This is a genomic window from Gordonia sp. NPDC058843, assembly GCF_042743165.1.
GTDB lineage: Bacteria > Actinomycetota > Actinomycetes > Mycobacteriales > Mycobacteriaceae > Gordonia.
In genome coordinates this window covers 85,249-100,766 of record NZ_JBHYNC010000007.1, presented here as the reverse complement: position 1 = coordinate 100,766, position 15,518 = coordinate 85,249, and the positions used below count along the sequence as shown (strand labels likewise).

Annotated in this window: 16 protein-coding genes; 9 read left to right on the top strand and 7 right to left on the bottom strand. The window is 67.8% G+C overall.

Annotation, left to right across the window (positions count from 1 at the left end; genetic code table 11):
• Nucleotides 1-11: 11 nt before the first annotated feature.
• The 7 genes from ACFW3F_RS07535 to ACFW3F_RS07505 all read right to left on the bottom strand — a co-directional run bounded on the left by ACFW3F_RS07535 (nt 12) and on the right by ACFW3F_RS07505 (nt 6,420).
• A complete protein-coding gene (locus tag ACFW3F_RS07535; RefSeq protein WP_388055999.1) occupies nt 12-1,700 on the bottom strand; it encodes an ABC transporter permease in 1,689 nt (562 codons plus the stop codon).
• Between the two features lie 23 nt (nt 1,701-1,723).
• Complete coding sequence (locus ACFW3F_RS07530) at nt 1,724-2,932, bottom strand: ABC transporter ATP-binding protein (protein ID WP_388055850.1); 1,209 nt, start codon at nt 2,930-2,932, stop codon at nt 1,724-1,726.
• Complete coding sequence (locus ACFW3F_RS07525) at nt 2,929-3,711, bottom strand: SDR family NAD(P)-dependent oxidoreductase (RefSeq protein ID WP_388055848.1); 783 nt, start codon at nt 3,709-3,711, stop codon at nt 2,929-2,931. The genes ACFW3F_RS07530 and ACFW3F_RS07525 overlap by 4 nt, the downstream gene beginning before the upstream one ends.
• Complete coding sequence (locus tag ACFW3F_RS07520; protein ID WP_388055846.1) at nt 3,708-4,748, bottom strand: ABC transporter substrate-binding protein; 1,041 nt, start codon at nt 4,746-4,748, stop codon at nt 3,708-3,710. Before ACFW3F_RS07520 ends, ACFW3F_RS07525 begins: the two co-directional genes overlap by 4 nt.
• Before the next feature lie 3 nt (nt 4,749-4,751).
• On the bottom strand, nt 4,752-5,498 hold the full coding sequence (locus ACFW3F_RS07515) for an alpha/beta fold hydrolase (RefSeq protein ID WP_388055844.1): 747 nt from the start codon (nt 5,496-5,498) through the stop codon (nt 4,752-4,754).
• 170 nt (nt 5,499-5,668) lie between these two features.
• Nucleotides 5,669-6,040: a hypothetical protein gene (locus ACFW3F_RS07510; protein WP_086536331.1), complete on the bottom strand. Its 372-nt coding sequence runs from the start codon at nt 6,038-6,040 to the stop codon at nt 5,669-5,671.
• Entirely contained in the window at nt 6,037-6,420 is a 384-nt protein-coding gene (locus ACFW3F_RS07505; protein WP_086536332.1) for a nuclear transport factor 2 family protein, read from the bottom strand. The genes ACFW3F_RS07510 and ACFW3F_RS07505 overlap by 4 nt, the downstream gene beginning before the upstream one ends.
• Before the next feature lie 115 nt (nt 6,421-6,535).
• Between ACFW3F_RS07505 and ACFW3F_RS07500 the strand changes: the two genes are divergently transcribed.
• From ACFW3F_RS07500 to ACFW3F_RS07460, 9 genes are all read left to right on the top strand, one after another.
• Nucleotides 6,536-7,324 carry an enoyl-CoA hydratase/isomerase family protein gene (locus tag ACFW3F_RS07500; protein WP_064570468.1) on the top strand — a complete coding sequence of 263 codons (789 nt, stop codon included), beginning with the start codon at nt 6,536-6,538 and terminating at the stop codon, nt 7,322-7,324.
• A gap of 45 nt (nt 7,325-7,369) precedes the next feature.
• Entirely contained in the window at nt 7,370-7,762 is a 393-nt protein-coding gene (locus ACFW3F_RS07495; protein WP_388055841.1) for a Zn-ribbon domain-containing OB-fold protein, read from the top strand.
• A complete protein-coding gene (locus tag ACFW3F_RS07490; RefSeq protein WP_388055839.1) occupies nt 7,759-8,907 on the top strand; it encodes a thiolase family protein in 1,149 nt (382 codons plus the stop codon). The genes ACFW3F_RS07495 and ACFW3F_RS07490 overlap by 4 nt, the downstream gene beginning before the upstream one ends.
• 27 nt (nt 8,908-8,934) lie before the next feature.
• Nucleotides 8,935-10,137, top strand: a complete 1,203-nt coding sequence (locus tag ACFW3F_RS07485) for an acyl-CoA dehydrogenase family protein (RefSeq protein WP_388055837.1) — start codon at nt 8,935-8,937, stop codon at nt 10,135-10,137.
• Complete coding sequence (locus tag ACFW3F_RS07480; protein WP_388055836.1) at nt 10,134-11,108, top strand: phosphotransferase family protein; 975 nt, start codon at nt 10,134-10,136, stop codon at nt 11,106-11,108. The genes ACFW3F_RS07485 and ACFW3F_RS07480 overlap by 4 nt, the downstream gene beginning before the upstream one ends.
• A 92-nt stretch (nt 11,109-11,200) precedes the next feature.
• Entirely contained in the window at nt 11,201-12,403 is a 1,203-nt protein-coding gene (locus ACFW3F_RS07475; protein ID WP_086536337.1) for an acyl-CoA dehydrogenase family protein, read from the top strand.
• Complete coding sequence (locus ACFW3F_RS07470) at nt 12,400-13,152, top strand: SDR family NAD(P)-dependent oxidoreductase (protein ID WP_388055833.1); 753 nt, start codon at nt 12,400-12,402, stop codon at nt 13,150-13,152. The genes ACFW3F_RS07475 and ACFW3F_RS07470 overlap by 4 nt, the downstream gene beginning before the upstream one ends.
• A gap of 10 nt (nt 13,153-13,162) precedes the next feature.
• Nucleotides 13,163-13,945 (top strand): SDR family NAD(P)-dependent oxidoreductase, encoded by a 783-nt coding sequence (locus tag ACFW3F_RS07465; RefSeq protein ID WP_388055831.1) that lies wholly within the window; start codon nt 13,163-13,165, stop codon nt 13,943-13,945.
• 73 nt (nt 13,946-14,018) lie between these two features.
• The gene (locus ACFW3F_RS07460; RefSeq protein WP_388055829.1) at nt 14,019-15,512 is read left to right on the top strand and encodes a class I adenylate-forming enzyme family protein; all 1,494 of its coding nucleotides are present in this window, start codon (nt 14,019-14,021) and stop codon (nt 15,510-15,512) included.
• Nucleotides 15,513-15,518 lie beyond the last annotated feature (6 nt).

The window sequence follows — 15,518 nt, the reverse complement described above, 5'->3', positions numbered from 1 at the left end:
TGTCTCCGTTTCTAGAGGTTGCTCAGGACGTTGCGGCCGCCGACGGCCATCGCGGCACCGACACCGACCGTGGTCACCGCGGTCATCAGCAGGGCCATCGCGGCCACCTGCGGATACGACCCGTTCTGCCACATGTCGTAGAGCAGCGTGCCCATCACCTGCGTCGTCGACGCCCGCACCAGCAACGAGGCGGCGAACTCGTGGGTGAGCAGGATGAACATCAGCGCGACCGCCGACAGGATCGCGGGCCGCATGAGCGGCAACATGATCCGGAGGTTGGTGACCATCGGTGACGCACCACTTGTGGCCGATGCCTCGGTGTAGGCGTTGCCCAGCGAGAGCATCGCGGTCATCTGCATCCGGGTTGCGAAGGGCAGCATCAGCACCACGTAGACCAGCACGATCACGGTACGGGTGCCGTACAGGATCAGCGGCGGTTCGGTGTAGGTCAACAGGAACCCGACGCCGAAGATGACCGCGGGGATACCCAACGGCAGCGCGGTGATCAGATCACCGGTCAGGGACAGGACCCGGAAGCGCCTGCCCCGCACCAGGAGATTGGCCATGATGTAGCCGATCGGCACACAGATCAGCACCGCGCCGAAGGAGGTCACCACGCTGGTCACCACGGATTCGATCACCGCCGTGGTGGCGACGAGCTCGCGGAAGTTGTCCAGTGTGAACAGACTCCAGGACAACGCGCCGGACCAGTAGGGTGTCAGCGACACGATGATGAGTCCGACCAGCGGGATGACCAGGGCGACCAGGGCGTAGATCACCAGTGTCGCCGTCGCCCAGCGCGCACGGCCGCCACTGGGCGCAAAGGCCTTGCCGCCGTGGGTCACGAAACGGTTCTGGTTGCCCAGCAACAGTTTCTGGATGAGGACGACCGCGATCCCGAGAATCACCAGCGGAGAGCCGGCCGCGGCGGCGGCGGCGAAGTCCGACGGGGATTCCGACACGCGCCGGTACATGTCGGTCGTCAGGACGTTGACGCCGGTGTTCTGACCGAGCAACAGCGGGCCGGTGAACTGGCCCAGACCCAGCAGCAAGGCGATCCCGCCGCCGTAGATGAGCGATGGGCGGAGCAGCGGCAACACGACCCGGAAGAAGACACCGATCGTCGACGACCCGCTGACCTGCGCCGCCTCGAGGTGCTCGGAACTGATGTTCTGCATCCCCGCGCTGACGAACAGGTAGACGAAGGAGGTCAGCCCGAAGCCGGTGAGGATGATGATCCACGGCACGGTGTAGACGTCGATCGGACCGCTGTCGCTCCCACTCCACCATGGCAGCTTGCGCAACAGGACGTTGAGATACCCGGGGCCAGGTGACAGCAGGAACGCCCAGCCGACGATGTTGGCCACCGCGGGCATGACGATCGGCAGGATGGGCACGATCTTCAGGAACCCCATCCGGGCCGGCAGCCGGCTGGCCGCGAAGGCCAGCAGGGTCCCGAGCACCATGGCGATGGCGAGCGAACCGATCGCCAGCGCGATCGTGGTCCGGATCGTCTCACCGATGTCGAATCGTCCGTATTGGCTCTGGTACCCCTGCGCCCCGTCCTCGAAGGCGAGTGCCTGCAGCCTGATCATCGGCAGCACGACGAGGTAGGCGAGCACGGCGAGGAGCGCCAGGTATCCGATCCGCGCGCGCCAGTGGGCGGGAATCGCGAACGAACGCATCGACTCCGACGCCATCGGCCCGGCCGGGACGGTCGCGGTCATGATGGCGACCCCGCGTGTTCGGCCTCGATCACCGGCGCGTCGTCCCGCCCGGTGGCGCGCGTCTTGGCCGAGTTCGACACCCGGTCGACGGTCGCGCCGGCCTCGTCGGCGAACACTCGCAGCGCCGACGGTGCGAAACTCACGATCATCTTCTCGCCCGGTCGGCTCTTCTTCAGCGTGCCGCCGTGTTCTCCGGCCGGTGTGCGCAACATGAGCGTGTCCTCACCGCTGCGGACGGTGACGTCGTAGTAGCGGCCGCCGTACTCGTGGTCGACGAGTTCGGCGTGCAACACCACGTTTCCGGAGGGGACCTCGTTCTCGCCGGCATGCAGCAGCAGATCGTCGGGACGCAGGCGGGCGACCGCTTCGGTTCCGCGGTCGGGTACGCCTCGGACGACGGCGCGCGACAGATCGACGGCGTCGCCCTTCGTCGTCTCCCAGCCATGCTGTCCACGGCGCAGTTCGATGCGGTTCGACATGCCGATGAACGCCGCGACGTACTCCGACACCGGGAACTCGAAGACCTGGTCGGGTTCGTCGTACTGTTCGATCTTGCCCGCCTTCATGATCGCGATCCGGTCACCGAGGGCGAACGCCTCGGACTGATCGTGGGTGACGAAGACCGCCGTGAAGCCCAGCTGCCGGTGCAGTTGATGGATCTGCGAGCGCACCTGATCACGAAGCCGCGCATCGAGGTTGGACAGCGGCTCGTCGAACAGCACCAGGTCGGGCCGGGAGACCAGACCGCGGGCGACGGCGACGCGTTGCTGCTGTCCGCCGGAGAGCTGCGACGGGTAGCGGTCGAGGAGACCCTCACAGTCGACCATGCGAGCCGCCTCGTCGACCGAGCCGTCCCGCAACGCGTCGCGCATCTTGCGGACCTTCAGTGGGTACCCGATGTTCTTGCGTACGGTCATGTGCGGCCAGAGTGCGTACGACTGGAAGACCATCCCGATGTTGCGCTTGTGCGCAGGAACATTCAGTTTGCGCTCGGCATCGAAGACCACCTGGTCCTTGAAGCTGATGGTGCCGCCCTGCGGCGTCTCCAGTCCGGCCAGACAACGCAGCGTCGTGGTCTTGCCGCAACCGCTCGGCCCGAGCAGGACCAGGAACTCGCCGTCCTCGATGGGCAGATCCAGATCGTCCACGACGGTGTTGTCACCGTATTTCTTGACCAGTCCGGATACCGCGAAATGTGTTGTCACGTCAGACTCTCCGCATTCTTCTTCGGGGTGCGGACGCCGGCCCCGGTGCCGCCGTCCACGAGCAGGTCCACGCCGGTGATGTAGCTGCTGCGCGGGTCGGCCAGGAACCGGATCACCTCGGCGACCTCGGTGGGCGATCCGCGTCGTTGCATCGGGATGCTGCGAACGTAGCTGTCCATGTCGTCGGACGCGAAGTCCGGTACCGCGGTGATCTCGGTGTCGATGCTGCCGGGACAGACGTCGTTCACGCGGATTTCCTTGTCGGCGAGTTCGATCGCTGCGACCCGGGTGAGTGCCCGTACACCGAACTTCGACGCCCCGTACGCACCGAGTTCCGCGGTGGCGAGCACGCCGCGCAGCGAGGAGATGTTCACCACCGCACCACCGGGCCGCATGTGCCGGGCCGCGGCGCGCACGCCGAGGAACGTCCCGACCAGATTGAGTTCGAGCATGCGCCGGAAGCCGTCGAGTGTGGTCTCGGCGAGCGGCGCCTTGATGGCTGCGCCCGCAGAGTTGACGAGGACCTGCAGCGGCGCCCCGTCGGCCGCCATGTCGGCCACGACGGCCTCCCAGGCGTCCTCGTCGCGGACGTCGAGCACCCGGAAGCGATCGGCTGCACCGTACTCCGCGGCCGACGCGACCCCGGTCACCGAGTCGACGTCGGTCGGGTAGACGCGTGCCCCGTGCTCGGCGAGCAGCGCCGCCGTCGCCGCGCCGATGCCCTTGGCGGCACCGGTGACGAGGACGCCCGCGCCATGGAAGTCGTCGGCCGAGGTCACGGCTGGAACTCCTTGGCCCAGTCCTGCGAGTACTCACGGACCTTGTCCGGAGTGAGGTCGGCCGTCTGGGGCAGCGCGATGTCCTGGGCGCGGGCGACGGCACCGGGGATGTCGGGGAGCACTGCGGCGTACCCGGAGTTGAGCGCCACCTGTCCCTCGCGGCTGATCATGAAGTCCACGAGCACCTGCGCCGCGTTGGGGTGCGGTGCGACCGACAGCGCCTGGGTGTACCACGGTGTCCCCCACGGTGTCTCCGGGAGACTCCAGTCGACCGGGGCGCCGGCCTCGACCTCGGTCACGAGGGGTTGCACGGACGGTGTCACCGAGATCTCACCCGAGGTGAGCGCCTGCGCCACGCCCAGAGCGCTCGGGTACACCCGCGGCTGGAGTTCGGCGATCTGCTGCCAGTAGTCCTCGCCGTAGGTCCTCGCGTAATAGCGGTACATGTCGACATACGACGCGATTCCGGTCGGGTTGACGACGCCGATCTTGCCCCGGTACGCGGGATTGATGATGTCCTGCGGTGTCTTCAGACCACCGGGGACGGCATTCGTGTTCCACCCCAGGCCGAACACGGCGGCGCTGGTGAGTGCGAACTTGTCGGCGATCACGCTCTTGTCGCGGTCGTAGTCGGGCGCGTCGAGGGCCGGACCCACGAGATCGGTGGAGTAGGTACCCGATTCGGCGGCGGTGTCGATCCACGCCGCGTCGGTGAGCATGTGGACGTCGGCGATGCCCTTGCCGGTCTTGTTCTCCGTCTCGACCTTCGGGTTGATGTCCGGGTCGGTACCGCGGACGAATTCGAGGGTGATCTCCGGGTACTTCTGCGTGAAAGCGGTCTTGAGCGCTTCGAGGTTCGCCGGCTTCTGGCTCGAGTACAGCATGACGCTGCCCTCTTCCTTCGCCGCCGCGACGACGTCCTCCCAGGTTCCGTCGACGGGTCCACTCGAGCCGGAGCCACCCCCACCACAGGCCGCGAGCACGGTGGCCGCCGCCGCGGCGATGGCCACCGCCGTCATTCTCTTCAGGCTCTTCATCTCTCACATACCTTTCGTGCGGCCATCGGCCGTGGAATCGGTGGTGGCTCGCCGACCGGCGATCTTGTTCAGCAGATCGGCGAGCTGTTCGGGGATCGACACCATCGGCATGTGCCCGGAGTCGAGGTGCGCGACGTCGCCGCCGACGAGGGCGGCCGATCGTTCTTGGAGATCAGGTGTGTAGCAGTGGTCGTCGGTCAGACGGATGTAGGTGCGGGCGACCGGCGCCGTCAGGCCACTGAGGTCGACGGGCTCCTCGAGCAGCGCGGCCGAGTCGTCGACGACCTGCTCGGCGGTCCACGCCGTCTGGGACGCATCCATGTCGTTGCAGAGCATCGCCTCCACCGCGACCCGGTCCTGGTGATAGATGCCGTCGCCGATGGATGCCCGAACCGCTTCTCGGACACCCGGATCGATCTGATCGAGGACGCGGGTGCCATCCGGCGGAACGACCGCCGAGAGAAAGACGACCGATCGCAGCCGTGGCGCGAGGACCGGCATGACCCTGGGCACCGACACACCGGCGAACGAGTGCGCGACGAGGACGATCTCGTCGTCGAGCCCGGCGGCCTCGATGTCGTCCAGGATGGCCTGGGCGCAGTCGCCGAGGGTCACCCCGCGCAGGTCGACGTCACCTCGCCGGCCGCGGCCGGGGAGGTCGACGGCGACCGCCGGTCCGTCGAGGAACGGAACGAGGCGGTCCCAGCACGAACTCCCCATCCCCGCCCCATGTACCAGGACAACACTCATGTGAACCCCTCCGGACCGAACTGAACTGATCTCAGTTCTGCAATTTAGTGAGATATGCAAGTGATGTCAATCACTAACGTGTTCGAGTCTGTGACCAGGACACACCCGCCAGGAACGCGAGGTGCCCCGCGCCCACACGACGGCGGACACGGGGCACTTCGACAGACAACTCAGCCGAACGAGACCTCGGGAGTACGGGCGATCAGCAACCGGCGCACCGAGCCGGCGGCGTCGACCTGCGCGATGGCGGAGAACGATGCCTCGAAGGCGCCGTTCCTCGTCGTGCGGCCGAGCACCATCTCGTGACCGGTCTCGGTCACGCCCACGTCGATGTGGTGGACCAGCGTGCTCTTCTCCCGCTGAGCGAGATAACCGACGAGTCCGGCCCGGTCCCCGACGAATTCGGCGGACTCCCCGCCCCCCTTGGAGAACTGCACGGACATCACGAAGTCGTCGGCGATCATGCCGAGCACGCGGTCCGGGTCATCGGAATCCATGTACTCGAACCAGCGGGCGAGCGTCGGGGTCGGGGCGGTGGTCATCGGTCCTCCTGCTCGTCAGGGTTCGATCCTTCCGGAATCAGCGCGAAGTCCGCACTGAAGGTCACCTGATAGCGGTCGACGAGCCCGTGACCGTCCAGATGCATGACACCCACGAAGAATCCCGTTGTGGTGCTGTCGTTCTCGGTCACCTTGCCCTGGGCGAACTCGAGATCGCGGTCACCCGCGGTCCGCTGCACGACGTGCTTGCGGTTCACCGGAGGTCGATTGCGCAGATACTCGAGCATGCGGTCACGGCCCCGGCCGCGATTCTCACCACCGGGCAGGACCATCGTGAACTCGACGTCGGCGGCGAGCAGGGCCATCGCATCCTCCAGCCGCCCGCTGTCGACCGTGGCGTAGTACTTTTCGATCACAGTCATAAAGTGAACTTAGTTCAGTAGGCTTTCCGGTGTCGAGTGTTGACTTCCACCCTGCTCGGCCGTTACAACTGAAGTGAATCCAGTTCAACTTGCTCGTCCGTCAAGGAGAAACTCAATGATCGACACCGACCACATCATCCTCGAGAAGGACGGTCCCGTCGCCCGCGTGTGGCTGAACCGCCCGCACAAGAAGAACGCCGTCACCCCCGAGCTGCTGCACCGTCTCGACGAGATCATCGTCGAGGTCGACAACGACCCCGACCTGCTCGTACTCGTCCTGCGCGGCAAGGGAAACCAGTTCTGCTCCGGATTCGACCTCGACATCCTGCTCAGCGACTTCGTCGGCACCACCAACGCCATGGACGTCGCCGTGCTCTCGGCCAAGGTGTGCGACCGCCTGTACTCGATGAACACCCCGTCGGTCGCGGTCCTCGAGGACTACGTCACCGCCGGCGGCTTCGAGCTGATGATCTCGTGCGACTTCGCCATCGCCGCCGACGACGCCCGGATCGGCGACTTCCACATCCGCCGTGCGCTGTTCGGCGGCGCCGGTCCGATCTACCGCCTCCCCCGCATGATCGGCATCCGTAAGACCAAGGAGCTCATGCTGACCGGCAAGCTGCTGTCGGGCAAAGAGGCGACCGACTGGAACCTGATCAACGCCTCGGCGCCGGCTGCCGAGCTCGACCAGCTCGAGGCCGACTTCATCGCGCCTCTCATCGACAAGAGCCCGTTCGCGATGAAGCTCACCAAGATGACCATCGACCGTGGTCTCGACGCCGACATCCAGTCGCTCATGGTCATGGAGCACCTCGCGGTCGGCAACGCGCTGCAGTCCGAGGACGCCAAGGAAGGCGTCAACGCATTCCTGAACAAGCGCGAGCCGAAGTGGGTCGGTCGCTGACCGGTTCGGCCGACTGATTCTCGAGACGGAGTGGATGGGAGGGACATGACGGAGATCGATCGCGTCCTCATGGGTTCCGAGTGCAGTACCTGCGGCACAGTCGGTTTCCCGGCCACCGCGCACTGCGCGCGGTGCGCGACCGCGACGGCGACGCCCCGGGCACTGAGTACCCGGGGCACGGTGTGGACCTACACGGTCCAGCGGTTCGCGCCGAAGTCGCCTCCGTATGTCCCCCCACCCGACGGTTTCTCGCCCTTCGCGATGGGTTACGTCGAACTGCCCGAGGGCATTCGCGTCGCGGGCATCCTCGACTGTGAGACCTTCGACGGCCTCATGGGTGCCCCTGCCGTTCTCATCGCCACCGAACCCGTACCGCGCTTCGCGGTCCATCCGGACGAACCGGCCGGCGCAACCATTCCAGGAGAGGTGTCCCGATGAACGACGTGAACATCATCGGCGCCGGGCTGTCGAAGTTCGGACGCCAGCCCGGGACGAGCGGCCGACAGATGGCCGTCACCGCCATCGGAGCCGCCCTCGACGACACCGGGATCTCCTGGCCCGACGTCCAGGTCGCCTTCGGCGGCAGCGACGGAGCCGGACTGGCCGACACCCTCGTCGCCGAACTCGGCTTCACCGGCATCCCCTTCACCAACGTCAAGAACGGCTGTGCCACCGGCGGTAGCGCACTGGTGTCGGCCGTGAACGCGATCCGGTCCGGCGCGGCCGACATCGCCCTGGCGGTCGGCTTCGACAAGCACCCACGCGGAGCGTTCGACCCGATACCCGCGGAGTGGGGCCTCGACGACGGTTACGGCGACGCGGGCCTGATGGTCACCACGCAGTTCTTCGGCTCGAAGATCGCGCGCTACATGGACGTACACGGCATCACCCCGCCCACGCTGGCGAAGGTCGCCGAAAAGGCCTACCGCAACGGCGCAGTCAACCCCAACGCGTGGCGGCGGGAGCCGATGACCGCCGACGAGATCGCCGGGGCCGCGATGGTCAACGATCCACTCACGCGATACATGTTCTGCTCCCCGGGCGAGGGAGGCGCGGCGGTCGTCGTCGCGAGCGCCGAGGCCACCCGCCGCCTGGGCGCCCGTGGCGTACAGGTCCGCGCGATCAGCCATCGGACACGACGATTCGGATCGTTCGAAGTCTTCAGCCCGGCCGTGCAGGGCACCGGTGAACCGGTCAGCGTCACCGCCGACGCCGCCACCGCCGCCTTCGAACAGGCCGGCATCGCCCCTGGCGACGTCGATGTCGCGCAGCTCCAGGACACCGAGAGCGGTGCCGAGATCATGCACATGGCCGAGTGCGGCTTCTGCGAACACGGGGCCCAAGAGCAGTGGATCGCCGAGGGGCGCACCGAGATCGGGGGCGCCTTCCCGGTGAACACCGATGGCGGTTGCATCGCCAACGGTGAGCCGATCGGCGCATCGGGCCTGCGCCAGATCCACGAGATCGTCACCCAGTTGCGCGGCGACGGCGGCGACCGCCAGGTCCCCGGGGCACCGAAGGTGGGTTTCACCCACGTGTACGGCGCGCCCGGGATCAGTGCGTGCACCGTCCTCACCGTCTGAACACCCAGCACTCGCGATCGGATCGAGATGACCACCACCCTCCCCGACCTGGCCACCTTCACCGCCGAGGCCCGGGCATGGCTGCGCACCATGGCCTCGCCGGCCGCCGACGCACGCTGGGGCACGGGCAGCGACTCCGTCGCGGTGTTCGAGAACTGGACCGCGGCGGAGGAACGAGCACACACCGACGCGGTCGCCGAGTACGAGAAGGCGAAGTTCGATGCCGGGTGGGGCGCACTGACGTGGCCCACTGAATTCGGCGGCCGGAACCTGCCGGTGGCCTTCGAGCTCGCCTTCCGCGGCATCGAGGAGGAGTTCGACGTCCCGCGTCGGACCGAGATGTTCTCGGTCACCCAACAACTCGTCGCCCCCACGATCGCGCAGTGGGGAACTCCCGACCAGCAGGACCGTTACGTCCGGGCGATGCTCCGCACGGATCTGATAGCGTGCCAGCTCTTCTCCGAGACCGAGGCCGGTTCGGACCTGGCGGCGGTCCGCACCCGCGCGGTCGCACGCGACGGCGCCTGGGTTCTCAACGGACACAAGGTCTGGACCTCCGGAGCACGCGTCGCCGACTACGGGGTGGCCGTCTGCCGCAGCGATCCCGATGCGCCGAAACACCAAGGGCTCACGGTCTTCCTCGTCCCCATGAACGCAGCGGGGGTGACCGTGCGACCGATCCGGCAGATGACCGGGGGCAGCTCCTTCAACGAGGTGTACCTCGAGGACGTCCGGCTCTCCGACGATCACCGCCTCGGTCCGGTGGGGGCGGGCTGGTCCGTCGCGCTCACGGTGCTGGCCGCCGAGCGGCTCGACGGCGCCGGTCTCGGTCTGGCCAATGCCGATCGCGCCGTCGAACTGGCCCGTCACCTCGACCGTTCGCTGACGGAGGTCGAGGCGGACCGGGTTGCCGACCTGGTGACCCGTGGGTTCGTCCAGCGCATCGCGGGGATGCGCGTCGCACAGACGATGATGAGCGGCGCAGACCCGGGCCCGGAGGCATCGATGGGCAAGCTGCTCGCCACCGACACCATGGCGCGCACCTCCGAGGTGGTCCGGCTGCTGCTCGGCTCCCGACTCGTCGCCGATCACGGCGCGTGGGGGCGATACGCCTGGACCGAACACGTACTCGGCGCACCGGGATATCGCATCGCCGGCGGCACCGACGAGATCCAGCACAACATCATCGCCGAGCGAGTGCTCGGACTCCCGAAGGAACCGCGACTGTGACGCTCTACTCGACAACCTCTCTGGAACAGCGGGTCTCGACCCGGCTCCGGGCGGCGCACGACCTGACCGTGACGTCGTTCGCGACGCTGCCCGGCGGGCATTCCGGCCTCACCTACCGGGTGGCGACCGACGGCGGGGACTTCGTCGTCAAAGCGGTCCCGGAGGGGCAGCGGTCGATCGGCCGTCACGACATGATGCGACAGGCCGCGATCCTCTCGGCACTCGCCGACACCGACGTACCGGTGCCGAGGGTCCTCGCGATCGACCCCGAGGAGCCGGCCTGGTTCGCCATGGAACTGGTGGCCGGCGAGTCACTGGAACCGGTTCTCGACGACCCGCCGGTGCTCCCCGATCTCGCTGCCGCCCGGATGCTGCGGGCAGCGGAGATCCTGCCCCGGCTGCACGCCGTGGACCACCGACGCATCCCCGACGCCGGCGCGGTCCTGTCTCCCACAAACGAACTCGAGCGCTGGGCCCGTACGCTGCGCGCGGTGCCGGCCGAGCTGGTGGACGGCGGCGAGAGTCTGCTCGCCCTGCTGACCCGGCGCATCCCGGAGGCGATCGATCCGGTTCTGGTCCACGGCGATTACCGCCTGGGCAACATCATTGCGGCCGGCGCCGAGCCGGCCGCTCTCATCGACTGGGAGATCTGGAGCATCGGAGATCCCCGCGTCGAACTCGGGTGGTTCCTCGTCTTCGCCGACGGGACCAACTTCCCGGGTGTGGGACGCGAGGTCGCCGGCCTCCCCTCCGCCGGCGACCTCGTGACCGCCTATGAGTCCTCGGGACCGGAACTACCCGAACTCACCTGGTTCGACGCCCTGGGCCGCCTCAAGATGGCGGCGATCATGGGCCACAACCTCCGACGGCATCGCGAGGGGCGCCATCACGACCCGGACCAGGAGAAGCTGCCGGACACCATCGCCCGCCTCATCGAGGCCGGCACCGACCTGATGGCCCAGAACCGATGAGGAGACGAGACGTGCTGTCGCGCAGACAGTGACGTCGAGATCCTGACCGCGACGCCCCGCCGTCCCCGACCACCCAGCCTGGAGGCCTCACCGTGGACTTCTCCTACTCCGACCGAACCCGCGAGCTCGCCGCACAGCTCGAGGAGTTCATGACCGATCACGTCTATCCCGCCGAACGGGTCTACGACGAGCAGATCGCCGAGAACGACAACCCGCACGAACAACCACAGATCATGCGCGATCTGCAGAAGCTGGCCCGTGACCGCGGCCTGTGGAATCTGTTCATGACCCACGACGGACTCGGCGCCGGGCTGACGAACCTCGAATACGCGCCGCTCGCGGAGATCGTCGGCCGGTCCATCATCGGCAACGAGGCCATCAACTGCTCCGCCCCCGACACCGGCAACATGGAGATCCTGGCCATGTACGGCACCGAGGCGCAGAAGCGGCAATGGCTGGAGCCGTTGCTGGACTGCTCGATCCGCTCGGCCTTCGCGATGACCGAGCCCGCCGTCGCGTCGTCGGACGCCACCAACATCACCTCCACGATCACCCGCGACGGTGACGAGTACGTGCTCAACGGCCGGAAGTGGTACACCTCAGGTGTTCTCGACCCGGACTGCAAGCTCATCATCTTCATGGGCAAGTCCGATCCCGCCGGTCCGACGTACCGACAGCAGAGCATGATCCTGGTTCCGTTCGACACCCCGGGCATCGAGGTGATCCGCGACCTGCCGATGTTCGGCTTCACCGACCGCCTCGGTCACGGCGAGGTCCAGTTCACCGATGTGCGGGTCCCTGCCGAGAACATGCTCGGCGCGGAGGGCGACGGGTTCGCCATCGCCCAGGGGCGTCTCGGACCGGGCCGCATGCACTACGCCATGCGTGCGGTCGGAATGGCCGAACGGGCACTCGACATGATGTGCAAGCGCTCGCTGGAACGCCATGCCTTCGGTGGGCCGCTCGCCCACCGGGGCGTCGTCCGGGAGTGGATCGCGCGCAGCCGGATCGAGATCGATCAGATCCGGTTGCAGGTCTTGTACTCGTCGTGGCTGATGGACACCCAGGGCAACGCCGCCGCCCGGTCCGAGGTCGCCGCGATCAAGGTGTCGGCGATGGAGGTCGCGCACCGGGTCGTCGATCGCGCCGTGCAGACCTTCGGCGCTGCCGGGGTCAGCAACGACACCGTCCTCGCCCGTCTCCACGCGATCACGCGTGCCCTGCAGATCGCCGACGGCCCCAACGAGGTCCATCTGCGCACCATCGCCCGACTGGAGGTCAAGAAGCACTCATGAGTACCGATCTCACCGGCAAGGTCGCGCTCGTCACCGGCGCGAGTCGCGGGCTCGGACTGGCGATCGCCCGCGGCCTCAAAGAGGCCGGGGCGACCGTGATCGTGTCCAGCCGCAAGCCCGACGCCTGCGCCGAGGCCGTCGCCGCTCTCGAGGACGTCCCCGGACAGGCGTACCCTCTCGCGGTGCATGTCGGCCGTTGGGACGAGCTCGAACCGGCGGTCGACGGCATCATCGACCGCCACGGCAGCCTCGACATCCTCGTCAACAACGCCGGCATCGCGCCCCTCGCCGATAATCTGATGTCCGTCTCGGAGTCGCTGTGGGACAAGACCATCGAGGTCAACGTCAAAGGTCCGTTCCGGCTCATGGCCGTGGCGGGCGACCGGATGCGCGCCGCCGGCGGCGGATCGATCGTCAACATCTCGAGCATCGGCGCCGTTCGTCCCAGTCCGGCGGAGGCGATGTACGCCGCGGCGAAGAACGGCCTCAATGCGCTGACGCAGGCGTTCGCCCAGGAGTACGCGCCGACCGTCCGCGTCAACTGCGTGATGCCGGGCAGTTTCGCCACCGACATGGCCGAGAACTGGGACGACGAGTTCATCGGCCTCGTCACCGACCGGCTCCCGGCCGGACGGCTGGGCCGGCCGTCGGAGATCGCCGGACTCGTCACCCATCTCGCGGGTGACGACGCCGGTTACACCACCGGCGCGCTCATCCCGGTCGACGGCGGCCGCACCGCGGTCTACTGAGGAGGCGACAGTGACAACCACCACCACCGAACACCCGCTGTCGGCGCTTTTCGGACTCACGGGCCGCACCGCGATCGTGACCGGCGCGTCGTCGGGCCTCGGCCTGGGCTTCGCCACGACGCTGGCCTCGGCCGGCGCAACCGTTGTCGCGGCCGCGCGCCGCCTCGACCGGCTCGAGCAACTCGCGGAGAAGTACCCGGCGATCGTTCCCGTCCGGTGCGACGTCACCGACGACGCGAGCCGCCGCCACCTCGTCGACGAGGCGTTCCGCGTCACCGGCCGGGTCGACGTCCTTGTCAACAACGCCGGGATGGCCGGGCCGCCCGACGCCGAACAGGAGACACACGAGGGGTTCTCGGCGATCCTCGACCTGAACCTGCTGGCCGGTTTCCACCTGTCGACCTACCTCGCCGGCCGGCTCGCCGACGGCGCAGGCGCGTCGATCATCAACATCGCCTCGGTCATCGGATTGGTGTCGACCGCCCCGATCGGTGGTGCCTCGTACGCCGCATCCAAGGCCGGAACGCTGGGAATGACACGCGAACTGGCGGGCCAATGGGGCCGGCGCGGCATCCGCGTCAACGCCGTCGTACCCGGCTGGTTCGACACCGAGATGACCGATGGTCTGTTCACCAACGACAAGTCGGCCGGATGGGTGCGGCGCAACACGATGCTGGGGCGCGGCGGACGCGACGGTGAGGTCGACGGCGCGGTCCTGTTCCTGGCATCCGATGCCGCGTCCTATGTCACCGGGCAGACCCTGGTCGTCGACGGCGGATGGACCGCGCGGTGAACGCTGCCCGCATCGGTCCGGATCCGGTCATCCGCCGAGGAGTTACGTTGGAGATGTTCGGAGATGAGGTGGGATGAAGACACTGGCAACAGAACTGATCGGCCGGGCCGCCGCGGCGCCGGACCAGATCGCGGTCATCGACCGGTTCGGGGAGCACCGGCTCGGCGACGTCGTCGACTGCGCCCGGTCGATCGCCGATGCACTCGCGGCACATGATGCGGCCGCCCCCACCGTGATCGTCCAGGCGGACAACACGTGGCACACCCTGGCCGGTGCGATCGGTGTCGGCCTGCGCGGCGGACTCGTCGCCGTGCTGAGTCCGCACGCGACGGCATCGGAGTTCGATCTCGCGGTCGAGGACATCGCGCCCGACGCCGTCCTCGCCGACGACGACGTACTCGCGCACTGGGGCGCCGACGACGGACGTTTCAGCCGGCGGCTGTCCAGCGGGGCGTCGCGCACGGTACTCGCGCGGCCGGAGTTCGGGCCCATCGACCGCTGGTCGGGCGGGACCGCCATCGCGATGACCTCAGGTTCCACCGGACGACCGAAATGCGTTGTGCAGTCCGAGGACGCGATCCGGTACGCGGCACAGAGCACCATCGACGCCGTCGGCCTGCGAGCCGGTGACGCGATCGGGGCGTTCGTACCGTTGTCCTCGGTCGCCGCGTTCTGCTTCGGCATGTACCTCCCGGCGTTCCTCGGCGGCACGATGGTCTGTATCGACCGGTGGACTCCGTCCGGCGCGCTGGCCGCGATGCGTGACCACGACGTCGCTTGGACGATGCTCGTGCCGACCATGGCGCTGCAGTTGTCCATCGCCGACGGTTCCGATGTGCCACTGACCGCGTTGCGGGCCATGACCGTCGGCGGTGGACCCATGAACGTCCGCGCACTCTCCGAAGCCGAGCAGACGCTGGGCACCACGTTCCTCCGCGTGTTCGGGATGTCGGAGTGCCTCGGCCACACGACCCCTCTGCCCACCGATCCGCCCGAACGCCGGCTCAGCAAGGACGGCAAGCCTTTTCCCGGCACCGTGGTCCGCGCTGTCGACGCCTCGGGCGCCACCTTGCCCGCCGGGCAGATCGGTGATGCGCAGGTTCGGGGGCCGTCGTTGTTCGTCGGTTACGCCCGCGAGGGCAAGCCGCACCCGCCCGAGCTGACCCAGGACGGATTCCTGCCGACGGGGGATCTCGTCGAGGTCTCCGACGACGGTTTCATCCAGGTCATGGGACGGCAGAAACAGATCATCATCCGCGGCGGACGCAACATCGACATCAACGAGGTCGAGAGCGCCATTGCGAGCATCCCGGGTGTGGTGCAGGTCTGCGTCGTCCCCGTGCCCGACGACATGCTCGGCGAACGCGCCGCGGCGCTCGTCGTCGCCGGCGGGGCCGAGATGACGCTGGCATCGGTCACCGACCAGCTCGACCGGTCCGGTTTCCCGAAGTTCAAGTGGCCCGAGTACGTGTTCGCCGTCGAGGACCTCCCGCAGAATCGCGTCGGGAAGCTCTCGCGGCCCGACGCCATCGCGCTGGCCACCCGGCTCGCCGGCCAATCCGTGTGAAACCCG

Bases quoted from the DNA above. Each gene is read 5' to 3' on its own strand.
- ACFW3F_RS07535 (WP_388055999.1), bottom strand. From the start codon at position 1,700: ATGGCGTCGGAGTCGATGCGTTCGTTCGCGATTCCCGCCCACTGGCGC.
- ACFW3F_RS07520 (WP_388055846.1), bottom strand. From the start codon at position 4,748: ATGAAGAGCCTGAAGAGAATGACGGCGGTGGCCATCGCCGCGGCGGCG.
- ACFW3F_RS07515 (WP_388055844.1), bottom strand. From the start codon at position 5,498: ATGAGTGTTGTCCTGGTACATGGGGCGGGGATGGGGAGTTCGTGCTGG.
- ACFW3F_RS07510 (WP_086536331.1), bottom strand. From the start codon at position 6,040: ATGACCACCGCCCCGACCCCGACGCTCGCCCGCTGGTTCGAGTACATG.
- ACFW3F_RS07505 (WP_086536332.1), bottom strand. From the start codon at position 6,420: ATGACTGTGATCGAAAAGTACTACGCCACGGTCGACAGCGGGCGGCTG.
- ACFW3F_RS07500 (WP_064570468.1), top strand. From the start codon at position 6,536: ATGATCGACACCGACCACATCATCCTCGAGAAGGACGGTCCCGTCGCC.
- ACFW3F_RS07495 (WP_388055841.1), top strand. From the start codon at position 7,370: ATGACGGAGATCGATCGCGTCCTCATGGGTTCCGAGTGCAGTACCTGC.
- ACFW3F_RS07490 (WP_388055839.1), top strand. From the start codon at position 7,759: ATGAACGACGTGAACATCATCGGCGCCGGGCTGTCGAAGTTCGGACGC.
- ACFW3F_RS07485 (WP_388055837.1), top strand. From the start codon at position 8,935: ATGACCACCACCCTCCCCGACCTGGCCACCTTCACCGCCGAGGCCCGG.
- ACFW3F_RS07470 (WP_388055833.1), top strand. From the start codon at position 12,400: ATGAGTACCGATCTCACCGGCAAGGTCGCGCTCGTCACCGGCGCGAGT.
- ACFW3F_RS07460 (WP_388055829.1), top strand. From the start codon at position 14,019: ATGAAGACACTGGCAACAGAACTGATCGGCCGGGCCGCCGCGGCGCCG.